The organism is Bifidobacterium callitrichos (genome assembly GCF_008698085.1).
Taxonomy (GTDB): Bacteria; Actinomycetota; Actinomycetes; order Actinomycetales; family Bifidobacteriaceae; genus Bifidobacterium; species Bifidobacterium callitrichos.
Genome location: NZ_RZJP01000001.1, coordinates 707,533 through 720,464 on the forward strand (window position 1 = coordinate 707,533; position 12,932 = coordinate 720,464).

The 12,932-nt window shown below is 63.5% G+C and carries 10 protein-coding genes; 5 read left to right on the plus strand and 5 right to left on the minus strand.

The features are described from left to right. The first annotated feature begins 154 nt into the window (after positions 1–154). On the plus strand, positions 155–706 hold the full coding sequence (locus tag EMB92_RS03110; protein ID WP_150393731.1) for a DNA-deoxyinosine glycosylase: 552 nt from the start codon (positions 155–157) through the stop codon (positions 704–706). Here EMB92_RS03110 and EMB92_RS03115 read toward each other — a convergent pair. Further along, complete coding sequence (locus EMB92_RS03115; protein ID WP_150393732.1) at positions 687–1,787, minus strand: type II toxin-antitoxin system HipA family toxin; 1,101 nt, start codon at positions 1,785–1,787, stop codon at positions 687–689. The two genes, EMB92_RS03110 and EMB92_RS03115, sit on opposite strands and share 20 nt — an antisense overlap. Positions 1,788–1,976: 189 nt before the next feature. Here EMB92_RS03115 and EMB92_RS03120 point away from each other — a divergent pair, with 189 nt between their 5' ends. Next, positions 1,977–2,954, plus strand: coding sequence for an aldo/keto reductase family protein (locus EMB92_RS03120; protein WP_043167093.1), 978 nt, complete (start codon positions 1,977–1,979; stop codon positions 2,952–2,954). Between the two features lie 39 nt (positions 2,955–2,993). On the opposite strand, the gene EMB92_RS03125 is transcribed toward EMB92_RS03120, so the two are convergent. Continuing rightward, a complete protein-coding gene (locus EMB92_RS03125; RefSeq protein WP_043167092.1) occupies positions 2,994–3,212 on the minus strand; it encodes a hypothetical protein in 219 nt (72 codons plus the stop codon). Further along, positions 3,199–4,896 carry a Y-family DNA polymerase gene (locus EMB92_RS03130; RefSeq protein WP_052119267.1) on the minus strand — a complete coding sequence of 566 codons (1,698 nt, stop codon included), beginning with the start codon at positions 4,894–4,896 and terminating at the stop codon, positions 3,199–3,201. The genes EMB92_RS03125 and EMB92_RS03130 overlap by 14 nt, the downstream gene beginning before the upstream one ends. A gap of 310 nt (positions 4,897–5,206) precedes the next feature. On the opposite strand from EMB92_RS03130, the gene purF reads away from it, so the two are divergent. The 3 genes from purF to purD all read left to right on the plus strand — a co-directional run bounded on the left by purF (position 5,207) and on the right by purD (position 9,267). Further along, on the plus strand, positions 5,207–6,757 hold the full coding sequence (gene purF, locus EMB92_RS03135; RefSeq protein WP_052119266.1) for an amidophosphoribosyltransferase: 1,551 nt from the start codon (positions 5,207–5,209) through the stop codon (positions 6,755–6,757). A 72-nt stretch (positions 6,758–6,829) separates the two neighbouring features. Beyond that, a complete protein-coding gene (gene purM / locus EMB92_RS03140; RefSeq protein WP_043167090.1) occupies positions 6,830–7,876 on the plus strand; it encodes a phosphoribosylformylglycinamidine cyclo-ligase in 1,047 nt (348 codons plus the stop codon). A gap of 119 nt (positions 7,877–7,995) precedes the next feature. Continuing rightward, entirely contained in the window at positions 7,996–9,267 is a 1,272-nt protein-coding gene (gene purD / locus EMB92_RS03145; protein ID WP_043167088.1) for a phosphoribosylamine--glycine ligase, read from the plus strand. A gap of 221 nt (positions 9,268–9,488) precedes the next feature. Here purD and EMB92_RS03150 read toward each other — a convergent pair whose 3' ends face one another. Both EMB92_RS03150 and EMB92_RS03155 read right to left on the minus strand, forming a co-directional pair. Then, on the minus strand, positions 9,489–11,534 hold the full coding sequence (locus EMB92_RS03150) for an LTA synthase family protein (RefSeq protein ID WP_052119270.1): 2,046 nt from the start codon (positions 11,532–11,534) through the stop codon (positions 9,489–9,491). 347 nt (positions 11,535–11,881) lie between these two features. Next, positions 11,882–12,820 (minus strand): metal ABC transporter solute-binding protein, encoded by a 939-nt coding sequence (locus EMB92_RS03155; RefSeq protein ID WP_043167083.1) that lies wholly within the window; start codon positions 12,818–12,820, stop codon positions 11,882–11,884. Between the last annotated feature and the right edge of the window lie 112 nt (positions 12,821–12,932).

Sequence of the window (12,932 nt, forward strand, 5' to 3'; positions counted from 1 at the left end):
GTCCGTTCGCTCATAGAACACGCCGCGACTGGCGGAGGACGGACGCACGAACCGTATGAGCATGCATGGCTTCGGGCGGCGAGCCGACACGGGTCGTCGATCTTCACTCCGGCTCCCCGACCGTGTTCGTACGTCTGTGAAACGCAGTACAGCCATGGACAGCCACGTGGAACATCATGTGAAACATGTGGAGCATGGGTTCGGGCCGGTGTGGGACGGCACGTCGCGCGTGCTGGTGATGGGGTCGATGCCGAGCCCGAAGTCGCGCGAGGAGTCGTTCTACTACATGCATCCGCGCAACCGGTTCTGGCCGGTGATGGAGGCGGTATTCGCCGATCCGGCCGATCCGACGGACATCGCGGGCGATACACCGCAGTCGCGTCGCGGGTTCGCCCTGCGGCATCACGTCGCGTTGTGGGATGTGATCGCCTCGTGCGACATCATGGGCGCGTCCGACGCGAGCATCCGCAACGCCGTCCCGAACGATCCGACGCCGATCCTCGCAGCCGCGCCGATCGCTCGCATCGTCACGACCGGTGCCAAGGCCGCGCAGCTGTATCGCCGTCTCATCGCGCCGGCACTGGCGGCGAACGGCATCGACGTGCCAATGACGCCACTGCCCTCGACCAGCCCGGCCAACGCCTCGATGAGCCTCGACCGCCTCATCGCCGTCTACCGTGAGGCGTTCATCCCATACTTGCCATGAATCCCGCATCGGCCACACGTTCACGGATGTCCTTGGCTATGGAGATGCACCGCGCACGGGCGATGCCGGCACGTGTGCCGACCATCGTCAGATCACCAATCGTGATTCCCCGCCCTTTGCCGTTCACGGCAGTGGTGTGTTCGCTGTTGATTCCGGGGTTTTCGGTCAGATCGTAGCCGGGAGACAGATGCCACTCCCCTTTGTCTCGGTCATACAGGTATGAGAAGTTCTTGGCATGATCATCCCGGTTGCCGATGAATACATTGAAGCACATCAGCCTGTAGAGACGCTCGCAGTCCTCCACGCTGTCGCACAGGCGCATGGTCAGCCGCATCAGCAGACCGTAATCGAGGTTGGCGAGACGGTGGGAGGTCTCCAACAATCCTCCGGCCGAAACCATATGGATCTTCGTTCGTGGACGGTTCGGCCCGCCCACTCGGTCGAACCGCCGAGTACCGAAATACCCGGCGCACCGCTTCGATGGGAACAGCCGTGTTTCCGGCATGTCGATGCCGCAAGCGACCGCCAATCGGGAGATCGCATACTCCTGTTCGCCGATATTCGCGGGATCCATGGAGGACGGGAATTTGATGATCCATTCCTCGCCGTCAATTTCCGTCAGGATCTTGGGACGTGCGCCTCCGGACGAACCGCCGAGGGCGAACAGTGTGTCCAGACCATCCGAAAAATCCGTTTCCAACAGGCTGGCGCATTCCGCTGCTATGTCGTCCAGATCCGTCGGGAATACGCTGTCATCCATCGATGCGGCCGGCTCGTACTCAAGCGCTCCCATGCCGCCGGTGCCCACGATCGACAATCGGGTCAACGGGCCGACCGAGAACGGATCAATACCGCGTTTCCGTAGCATGCGATCGGTCAACAATTCTCCCCAACCATCCGGCATGCTGTCGTCGAACACCCCGAACATGCCGTTGAGCGGGTCGCGCTTGGCTACGAACACGCCGGATCGCAGTGGCAGCGACAGAGGGCTGATGCTGAATCCGGCAGTCAGCCAATCATGGTCGTAGGCGAATGCCAATGTGCGGGACGGAGCCATCGTGAGCCATCCCACGGTCATCATTGTCCCAACGGCGCCTTGCGACACGCGCGGTGGCGCGGTGTGGGTTTGCGTTCAAGTGTGGTTGAGGTGTTTCCATGGACGTGTTAGCGTTCACGGCCGGTTGCGATGGAGATACCCGGATCGCCGGCGGAACCAGGAACCATGTGAGCCGTACCAGTGCTGCAACGGATTGCAGCGGAAGGAGCATCAATGAAGTACCGCAATGTAGGCAAGTCCGGACTGAAGGTCAGCGAGGTCGCACTGGGAAGCTGGGTCACCCAGCTGACGAACGACGCGCAGCTGGACACGGCGCGAGACATCGTGCGTCTCGCCTATGAGTCCGGCGTCAACTTCTTCGACTGCGCGGACGCCTATTCGGGCGGTGACGCCGAGCGCTTCCTCGGCGAGACGCTCAAGGCGTACCCGCGCAAGGAGCTGGTCATCTCCTCCAAGGTCTACTTCCCCACCGGCCCCGGCGTCAACGACCGCGGCCTGAGCCGCAAGCACATCTTCGAGAGCATCGACCAGACGCTGAGGAACATGCAGCTCGACTATCTCGATCTCTACTACTGCCACCGCTTCGACACGACGACCGATCTGACCGAGACGCTTCGCGCACTGAGCGACCTCGTCTCCCAGGGCAAGATCCTCTACTACGGCGTGTCCGAGGAGTGGGGATCCGCGCGCCTCGAGGAGGCCCAGCGCATCATCGATCGCTACAACCTGTACCCGATCACCGTGGTCCAGCCGCAGTACAACCTGCAGGACCGCTACATCGAGCACGAGATCATGGGCACCTGCCGCAAGCTCGGCATCGGCATCACCACGTTCTCGCCGCTCGCCCAGGGCCTGCTGACCGGCAAGTACCGCAAGGGCCAGCCGCTTCCGGCCGGTTCGCGCGCCACGTGGCAGCCCGACCACCAGATCAACGATCTGCTCACCGACGAGAACCTCGACAAGGTGGAGCGTCTGCGCAAGGTCGCCGAGGAGCTTGGCACGAACCTGCCGGTGCTGTCGATGGCGTGGATCCTGCAGCATCCGGAGATCAGCTGCGTGATCAACGGCGCCAGCAAGCCGAGTCAGCTGGAGAGCAATCTCAAGGCCGCGGGCTTCGTGATCCCGGCCGACGCGATGGCCGAGATCGACGCGATCACCGGATTCCACCGCTTCGAGCGCCACGTCGGCTGAGCACTCATTCTGCGATGTCCCGATGCATGGCATATCCGATCACGCGCCGAAATCGTCATCGCCTTGGGCTTCGGCCTTGGCAATGTCGGCTTCGGCGCGTTTCGCCGTATCGGCGATGAGCCGGTCATAGCCGGTGAGCGCCGCGAAGGGCATGAACTGCGCGGCCCGGTTGCGTCTCGACATCGGCGGATGCCTCCGGGAGACGTGATGAGGCAGTGCGATGATGTCGTCGTACCGATGGGTTTCAGTCAAAGCCATTGGCGCGATGCCCTCCGATCTGCTTGTTGCGTTCGATCCCGGTGGCGCCGGGTTCCATGTCCATCGCCTTGACGACGGCATTGCGCCCATACCTGTGTTTGATGGCGAGCATCGCACGCTGCATGTCCTCGATGCGATCGGCGCGTTCGGGACGGAGTGTCGGCGTACCGTCGGCGGTCCCGGAATCGCCGCTTTCACAGGAATCCCCGCCGGCTCTCTCCGTGAAGTTACCGATCGAACCGACCAAGCCGACCGAAGCGCTCCCATCTCCATCCACGTCCGAGAACAGGTCAAGCTGCTCATACCGCTTTCCCGCAGCAAGATCGACGGGCGTGGCAAGGTCGACGGCGATCACCGTAAGACGTCGGACCAGCAGACCGGGATCGACGATGCGCCTGAACAGCGCGGTCATCGACCGGCGTATGCGCTCGGCTGAGGCGGTGTATTCCCCCAGTCCGATCTCCCCGGAGACGGGCTTGGGCACTCTGCGCCCATACCGGTCGATGGAGCATGGGCCCCGATAGTCCGTCGATGCACGTTCGGCGAGCCGCCGGAGACGAGGTTCGACGCCGTCGTCGAGCCGATTCGGGTCGAGACTGCCGGAGTCGTAGCCGACGGCGAGCGCGATGCGGTTCGTGGCCATGCCCTTGCCGGTCAGGTCGAGGGCGAGCGCGTCGGCCATCTCCTTGACGATCAGCAGTGCGGTGGCGTGATCCGCCGGGCCGGTGAGCACCTGACCGATGCTGGTGCTGTGCGTATCCGGCTCGTACGCCTTGATGTCGGCGATCGTGCATGGCTCCCACCCCCATGCGTGATCGATGAGCAGTTCGGCGTTGACACCGAACATGCGGTAGAGCAGTTCCTCGTTGTAGTAGTCGGAGGCGCGACCGATCGAACACCGGGCGATGTCTCCCATCGTCATGAGACCGGCCTTCTCGAGCTTCCGCGCGTACCCCCGCCCGACGCGCCAGAAGTCGGTGAGCGGTCGATGCCCCCACAGCAGACGCCGGTAGCTCGCCTCGTCGAGTTCCGCCACGCGCACGCCGTCGGCGTCGGCAGGCATGTGCTTGGCGACGATGTCCATCGCGATCTTGGCGAGGTACAGATTGGTGCCGATGCCGGCGGTGGCCGTGATGCCAGTCCTCTCCAGAATCTCCGCGACGATGGTCCGGGCCATCTCGTGGGGCGTGCGACCGGAGGATCGCAGATACGGCGTGGCGTCGATGAAGACCTCATCCACCGAATAGACGTGGATGTGTTCGGGGGCCGCATATTCGAGGTAGATCGCGTAGATGTCCGCGCTGACCTGCAGATATCTGGCCATGCGGGGCATGGCGATGATCATCGACGCCTTGAATTCGGGATGACGCGCGAGTTCGGTCGCATCCCACGATTCACCGACGAAACGATGCCCCGGCGCCTTGAGCATCCGTTCCGCGTTGACCTGCGCAAGCCTCTGTTTGACGGCGAAGAGGCGATCGCGCCCGGGAATGCCGTACGCCTTGAGCGAGGGCGATACGGCCAGGCATATGGTCTTGTCGGTGCGCGTCTCGTCCGCCACGACCAGATGGGTGGTCAGCGGGTCGAGGTGGCGAGCGGCGCATTCGACCGAGGCGTAGAAGGACTTCAGATCGATGGCGATGTAGACGCGGCCGGACTCATCGGAGACGCCACCCATCGCCATCACCCGCTTTCACATGAGAACAAGCGGGCCGGCGCTGTTCGAGGGCCGGCCCGACAGGAAACCAACATCGAAACGATGCTCACCCCAGCATACCAAAAAGTCGAACATTTGTTCGACTCTGGCGTGTCAGGATGCGTCGGGAAGGAACACAACGGAATGCAACGGAAACGCGGTGAGGAGAAAACGGGGGAAACCTGCGACGAGAATCGGTGGCTGAACCGCGGCGGCGATGCACGGAACGCACCCGATGTAGCCGGTAATTGGTAGGGTAAACACTTAGTGAACCCCCAGTTTGAGAAGGAGCTTTGGCTTGTCGGCTGAACTCGAAGACATTCATGAGGAATGTGGCATCTTCGGCGTATGGGGACACCCCGACGCCGCTCGACTCACCTACTTCGGACTCCACGCTTTGCAGCATCGCGGACAGGAGGGCGCCGGTATCGTATCGAACGATCACGGTCACCTCATCGGGCACCGCGGACTGGGTCTGCTGACCCAGGTCTTCGGAGACGAGCGCGAGATCCAGCGTCTCAAGGGCGATCGTGCCATCGGCCACGTGCGGTACGCAACCGCCGGATCCGGCACCACGGACAACATCCAGCCGTTCATCTTCCGCTTCCACGACGGGGACGTGGCCCTGTGCCACAACGGCAACCTCACCAACTGCCCGTCCCTGCGCCGCAAGCTCGAGGACGAAGGCGCCATCTTCCACTCCAATTCGGATACGGAGGTGCTCATGCACCTCATCCGCCGCTCCCTGCAGCGCACCTTCATGGACAAGCTCAAGGAGGCGCTCAACACGGTCCACGGCGGCTTCGCCTACCTGCTGATGACCGAGAACGCGATGATCGGCGCGCTCGATCCGAACGGCTTCCGCCCGCTCTCCCTCGGCAAGATGAAGAACGGCGCCTACGTGCTGGCCTCCGAGACCTGCGCGCTCGACGTCGTCGGCGCCGAGCTCGTGCGCAACATCCGTCCGGGCGAGATCGTCGTGGTCAACGAGCACGGCTACCGCATCGTGCAGTACACCAACAACACGCAGCTGGCGATCTGCTCGATGGAGTTCATCTACTTCGCCCGACCCGACTCCGACATCTACGGCGTCAACGTCCACTCGGCGCGCAAGCGCATGGGCGCGAGGCTCGCCGCCGAGGCCGGCGTCGACGCGGACATGGTCATCGGCGTGCCGAACTCCTCGCTGTCGGCCGCATCCGGCTACGCCGAGGCGTCCGGACTACCCAACGAGATGGGCCTGATCAAGAACCAGTACGTGGCCCGCACGTTCATCCAGCCGACGCAGGAGCTGCGCGAGCAGGGCGTGCGCATGAAGCTGTCCGCCGTGCGCGGCGTGGTCAAGGGCAAGCGCGTCGTCGTCATCGACGATTCGATCGTGCGCGGCACCACCTCCAAGCGCATCGTCCAGCTGCTCAAGGAGGCCGGTGCGGCCGAGGTGCACATGCGCATCAGCTCCCCGCCACTCAAGTACCCGTGCTTCTACGGCATCGACATCTCCACCACCCGCGAGCTCATCGCCGGACACAAGTCAGTGGAGGAGATCCGCCAGTACATCGGTGCCGACTCGCTCGCGTTCCTGTCGCTCGACGGTCTGATCGAATCGATCGGACTCAACGCCGACGCTCCGTACGGCGGCCTGTGCGTCGCCTACTTCAACGGCGACTACCCCACCGCGCTCGACGACTACGAGGCCGACTTCCTCAAGTCCCTCACGCCGGAAGACCGTGTGCGCCTGCCCGAGTTCGCGCTGTACAAGAGCAAGTACATCGGCAACGAGTACAACACCGTGCAGCCGCCCGTCGAGGACGCCAAGCACGGCGACGAGCCCGAGGACGCCCTCGTCTAGCGAGCACCGGATCGAATACCAGATTTCCCCCGAGAACCCTTCAGAGAACCCTCAAGAAAGGCCAACCCCAACATGCCAAAAGCATATGAGAACGCCGGCGTAAGCGTCGAAGCCGGATACGAAGTCGTCAACCGCATCAAGTCGCACGTCGCACGCACCGCCCGCCCGGGCGCCGGCGGCATCGGCGGCTTCGGCGGCCTGTTCGACCTCGCCTCCCTCGGCTACAAGGAGCCGGTGCTGGTCTCCGGAACCGACGGCGTGGGCACCAAACTCATGGTCGCCAAGATGATGAACAAGCACGACACCATCGGCCAGGACTGCGTGGCCATGTGCGTCAACGACATCCTCGCCCAGGGCGCCGAGCCGCTGTTCTTCCTCGACTACATCGCCTGCGGCAAGAACGATCCGGCCCTGCTCGAGCAGGTCGTCAAGGGCGTGGCCGACGGCTGCGTCGACGCCGGCGCCGCGCTGGTCGGCGGCGAGACCGCCGAGATGCCCGACATGTACGACGCCGACGAGTACGACCTGGCCGGTTTCACGGTCGGCGTGGTCGAGAAGTCCAAGATCATCGACGGCACGAAGATCGCCGAAGGTGATGTGCTCATCGGCCTGCCGTCCTCCGGCATCCACTCCAACGGCTACTCGCTGGTGCGCAAGATCCTGTTCAAGGACCACGACCTGACCGTCGACTCCAAGCCCGAGGAGCTGGGCGGCGAGACGCTGGGCGAGGAGATTTTGAAGCCCACCCGCATCTACGCCAAGCCCTTGAAGCCACTCTTCGCCGGCGACGACCTGCTGCACGGCGTCGCGCACATCACCGGCGGCGCGTTCGTCGAGAAGGTGCCGCGCATCATCCCCGAGGGTCTGGCCGCCGCGTTCGACATCACCAGCTGGGATGTGCCGCCGATCTTCCGCCTGCTGCAGAAGCTGGGCGAGGTGGACGAGCTCGAGATGTACAACATCTTCAACATGGGCATCGGCATGGTCCTTGTCGTCGAACCGGACAAGGTCGCCGAGGTCGAGCGTCTGCTCGACGCGGAGAACGAGCGCCACTACACCGTCGGCAGGATCGTCAAGGACATCGACGGCACCCGCGTGCAGCTGCACAAGGGTCTGTGACGCATCCGGAGCCTCCGGTTCGCGGATGACGGCATTCACACAACGTTTTCGATGAGGTTCCCCCGTAGAGGAGGAGCCTCATCGCATTGAAGCATCGGAAAGGACACAAGGACATCACCATGGGACAGAAGGTTCTCGTCATCGGCTCCGGCGCGCGCGAGCACGCCATCGCCCACGCGCTTCAGCGCGGCGGAAGCGTCGAGGAGGTGACCGTCGCCCCCGGCAACCCGGGCATGGATCTCGACGGCATCCGCACCACGCACATCGACCAGTCGAACCACGCGGCGCTGATCGAATTCATGAAGGACAACGACTACGACTGGGCGTTCGTCGGCCCGGAGGTGCCGCTCATCGAAGGAATCGTCGACGACTTCGCCGCCGCCGGACTCAAGGCGTTCGGACCGAACAAGGCCGCCGCCCAGATCGAGGGTTCCAAGGACTTCGCCAAGCAACTCATGGAGCGCCACGGCATCCCCACCGCGAAGTATGCGACCTTCGACGCGCTCGAGCCGGCCGTCACCTACGTGCGTGAGCACGGCGCGCCGATCGTCGTCAAGGCCGACGGTCTGGCCGCAGGCAAGGGCGTCACCGTCGCCATGGACGAGGACACCGCCGTCGCCGCGCTCGACGACATCTTCATCGATCATCGCTTCGGCTCCGCCGGCGCGAAGGTCGTCATCGAGGACTTCCTCGAAGGTCAGGAGTTCTCCCTGATGAGCTTCGTCAGCGGCACCAGGTTCTGGCCGATGCCGATCTCCCAGGATCACAAGCGCGCCTACGACGGCGACAAGGGACCGAACACCGGCGGCATGGGCGCCTACAGCCCGGTGCCGCAGATTCCGCAGGAGGTCGTCGATCAGGCGATCGAGACGATCGTGCGCCCCACCGTCGAAGCCATGGCAGAGGAGGGGACCCCGTTCACCGGCATCCTGTACGCGGGTCTCATCGCCACCGCCGACGGCCCGAAGGTCATCGAGTTCAACGCCCGCTTCGGCGATCCTGAAACCGAGGTCGTCCTGCCGAAGCTCACCTCCGATCTGGGACGCGGCATCGCCGACATCCTCGTCGGGGAATCCCCGGAGTTCACTTGGGACAGCGAGAACGCCACCCTCGGCGTCGTGCTCGCCGCCGACGGCTACCCGACGCACGTCGTCAAGGGCGCCCGCATCCCGTCCATCCCGGTCGACGACGCCTCGCACGTCTACTACGCCGGCGTCGACCACGACGCGGACGGCAACCTCGTCGCCTCCTCCGGACGCGTGCTCCTCGTCGAGACCACCGCCGCGGACATCAAGGCCGCGCAGGACAAGGTCTACGCGATCATCGACGCACTCGACACGACGGGCATGTTCTACCGCCACGACATCGGCGCCAAGGCGCTGAACGCGTGATACCGGAGCGCTGACCGCCGGAGACCATGACGGTATCGGCGGTAACAGGCAGATGACGACAAACGGGGTTTGCGGACTTGTGACACAGTTCGCAAACCCCGTTTGTCATCGAATTTACGGTTCAAGGCACTGGACGATGCCATCGCGAGGGCATCACGAATGTTCCTTGCGTAGGTGGCGTGCCACAACGTGGTTCCCGCTGCGTGCGCATGTGGCAAACGTCACGGCAGGCTCATGAAATCGGTGTCCTTCAGGTAGTTGTTGCCGTCGGTGATGTCGTATTGGATGAGCTTGTAGTCGGCGAGGAGCTGCTTGGTCTCTTCGTCGAAATCACTCTCCGCCATCGGGTTGCCGGCGTGATCGAGGTAGATCGACTGGCCTTCGGGGATGCGGTCCCAGCCCTGGATCTTGTTGACGACTGGCGGTTCCATCGCGGCGATCTTCTCATGCATCTCGGTCAGGAACGCCAGATAGGGCGAGACCTTCGCATCCATGTGCTCGGCCGCCTGCGCCACGAAGAAGTTCGGCGAGGAGTAGGCCGCGTTGTTGATCTTCACGCCCTGCGAATCGGACGCCTTGTTCGACCAGATGAAGTAGTCGGTCAGATGCAGGGCGAGGGAGTTGTTGTCGTCCTCGCTGGCGGACGAGTAGATGCCAGGCAGGTGATCGCCGTAGAAGACCACGGTGACCGGCTTGTCGAGCTTGTCGAGCTTGTCGAGGAAGTCAGCGGTGGCCTCGTCGGTGATCGCCTGACCCTTCTGGTACGTCTCGATCGACTCCTGCTCGTCCTTGCCGAGCGGCTCGCCGGTGGTGGATTCGGCGGTGAAGTCGTTGTCCTTGTACCACTCGTGGTAGGGCATGTGGTTCTGCATGGTGATGACCTGCAGGAACTGGTTGGAGTCGCTCTTCTCGACCTCCTCCAGCGTGCTCTGATAGGTCGCGGCGTCGGAGACGTACGGACTGTCGTCGATCCTGTCCTGATGGGAGATGACGTCCGGTCCGGTGAGCGTGTAGAAGTGCGAGAAGCCGAACTTCTTGTAGTTCGTGGCCCGCGAGTACATCGACGACTCGTACGGGTGCAGACCGATCGAGTTCTTCGCGGCGCCCCACATCTGGTTGATGGTCGGCGTCCAGTGCTCGCCGGGCACGAGCTGCTGGTAGGGGCTGGTCAGGGACGAGTCGAAGTTCGCCATCGACAGGCCGGTCAGGCCCATGTACTCGAGGTTCGCGGTGCCGCCGCCGTAGCCGGACGAGAGCATGAGCCCGGAGGTGGTGCTCTCCTTGATCGCACGGATCTTCGGCATCGAATCCTTGTTGACCTTGAGCCCGGGCACGCGGGAGGTGTCGGAGAACGATTCGGACAGCACGTAGATCACGGTCGAATCGGTCAGGCTGGACTTGCGGGAGGCGTTGATCTGTTTCGCGGCCTTCTCGTAGCGCGCGACGACCTGCTTCATCGTCTCCTCGGAGTAATCGGACGGCTTGTCCATCACCTTCGGATTGACCTGACGCATGAACGCGACGAGCGGGCCGTTGCGCTGCGCGTCGTAGACGGAATCCCACATCGAGGGCTTGTCGCCCATCGCGGTGGCAAGGCTCTTCGCCCATGATCCGACGGTGCTCACCTGCATCGCGTACAGGCCGAAGAACAGGCCGGGCACGAGGATGAGCAGCAGTCGCGCGATCGCGTTGATCGACTTCGATTGACGGTCCGAACCGCGGAACATGCGGCCGCGACGCGCGTCGATGTGGTTGAGGAACACGAACAGCCCGACGAACACCGCGAACACCGCGATGGCCAGCAGGATCGTCCAATGCGCGCCGGCCGGCATGAATCCCATGAGATTACCGGCGTCCGCCTTGAGGAAGTTCAGGTCGGACGGCAGGATCGCCTCGTATCGGATCGAGATCTTGAAATGCTCGATGACCGCGACGACGATGGCGGCCGCAACGAGCACCGGAGTCGCGATCCAGAACCGGTTGAACAGCATGAGCAGCGCCAGATACAGCACGCCGACCAGCAGGACGTTGAGCAGGAAGACGAAGTTCGGGCCGTGCACGTTGAACATCTTGCCGACGAAGTCCCAGCCGACGTCCGGGCTGGAGAGCGTCACGCGGGAGGAGGCGCCGAGACTCACGCCGACCTCCAGGATCGCCACGGCAGCAATGTCGAAGAGGATGAACAGGATACCGTACAACCAGCCGGGGAACTCCCTGGAACGGCGTCCAGCGCCCGCGACGTTGCTCCCACGCGTCATGTCACCCATCGTTTCCGCGTCCGATTGCTGCTTCATACTGCCCGTTCCACTCCTACGTTCGGTTGCCGTTTCCGTTCATGGCCGTTCATATGTGTATGTGGTCATGCCCCCACATGGCATGACGGAACCGTGCGACGACGCCGCACAGCATGGTTCACCTGTTGTCCAGTCGCATATTGTCTTCCGTTAACCTTGGGAAAACCATAGGCCACACGGTTTCCACACGGTTTCTCAACCATTCACTCTAACGGAAAGGGTGCCTCGGACCATCCCCGAGACACCCTGATTCATATGGGGGCCTTCCCCTGATATTCGACCGTGGACCCTTCTCGATCCGCTCTTCCCCGATTACCTCACTACTTCACCGCGGATGCGAAGTCGTCGACGAGCGCGCTCATCCAATCGAGCAGGTCATCATATTCCTGCGGCATCTGCTCGGTCAGTTCGATGACCGGCACGGCGCCCTCCTTGGCGGCGGAGGTGATCTGGTCGGTGGTGGAATTGGCCTCCTGCGAGTTGAAGACCAGCGCCTTGATGGACTTGCCGTCCTTCAGCGCGTCCTGGAACGCCTTGATGTCGGCTGCGGACGGTTCGCTCTCGTTGGCCGACGCCTGCGCGTAGCCGGTCGGCGTGGCATCCTTCATGCCGAGGTCGTCGGCCAGATACCAGGCAACCGATTCGGTGGCGGCGTACGGCAGGTCCTTGGTCTTGGCCGAGGTCTCCTCGATCTTGCTCTCGAGCTCGTCCTCCTTGTCATGCCACTGCTTGTTGAGCTCCGCGTAGGCGTCCTTGTTGTCGGGATCGGCCTTCTGGTAGGCGGCGGTGATCGCATCGGCGGTGGAATCGCGCACATCGGCGGAGAACCACACGTGCGGGTTGTCGCCCTCCTTGATGCCGGCGGTCTCGGCGGCGTCCACCAGCGTGGCGTCGGTGGATTCGGCGGCCTTCGACGCCCACGGGTCGTAGTCGGCGCCGTTGACGACGGCCACCTTCGCGGAGCCGAACTTGGCGACGTCCTGCGCGGTGGGCTCGTAGTCGTGGGCCTCCACATCGGTCTTGGTCATGATGTTGGTGACCTCGACGTGGTCGCCGCCGAGGTCGCGGGCGAGCGAGCCCCACTGGTTGATCGAGGCGACGACCTCGATCTTGCCGCTTGCGGCGGCATCGGACTTGGCGGAGTCGGCCGCGTTTCCGGCGGAGGCGGATGATCCGGATCCGCATGCCGCCACCGAGAACAGTGCGGCGGAAGCGACGACGAGCGCGAGCGCGCGCTTGGCTTTGGACATGACAGTCATGATGCGTTCCTCTCTATTGCACCTGCAATGACATCTTTCGCGATCGGTCCAGACTGGGGCCTAGAGGCCTAGGGTCCAAGGACCCCTGAGGCCTGGGACAGGCCGTTCGGTC

Excerpts from the sequence above, each read along its gene's own strand:
- EMB92_RS03125 (WP_043167092.1), bottom strand. The coding sequence starts at position 3,212 with ATGGCTTTGACTGAAACCCATCGGTACGACGACATCATCGCACTGCCT.
- EMB92_RS03110 (WP_150393731.1), top strand. The coding sequence starts at position 155 with ATGGACAGCCACGTGGAACATCATGTGAAACATGTGGAGCATGGGTTC.
- purM (WP_043167090.1), top strand. The coding sequence starts at position 6,830 with ATGCCAAAAGCATATGAGAACGCCGGCGTAAGCGTCGAAGCCGGATAC.
- EMB92_RS03130 (WP_052119267.1), bottom strand. The coding sequence starts at position 4,896 with ATGGCGATGGGTGGCGTCTCCGATGAGTCCGGCCGCGTCTACATCGCC.
- purD (WP_043167088.1), top strand. The coding sequence starts at position 7,996 with ATGGGACAGAAGGTTCTCGTCATCGGCTCCGGCGCGCGCGAGCACGCC.
- EMB92_RS03155 (WP_043167083.1), bottom strand. The coding sequence starts at position 12,820 with ATGACTGTCATGTCCAAAGCCAAGCGCGCGCTCGCGCTCGTCGTCGCT.
- EMB92_RS03120 (WP_043167093.1), top strand. The coding sequence starts at position 1,977 with ATGAAGTACCGCAATGTAGGCAAGTCCGGACTGAAGGTCAGCGAGGTC.
- EMB92_RS03115 (WP_150393732.1), bottom strand. The coding sequence starts at position 1,787 with ATGATGACCGTGGGATGGCTCACGATGGCTCCGTCCCGCACATTGGCA.
- EMB92_RS03150 (WP_052119270.1), bottom strand. The coding sequence starts at position 11,534 with ATGGGTGACATGACGCGTGGGAGCAACGTCGCGGGCGCTGGACGCCGT.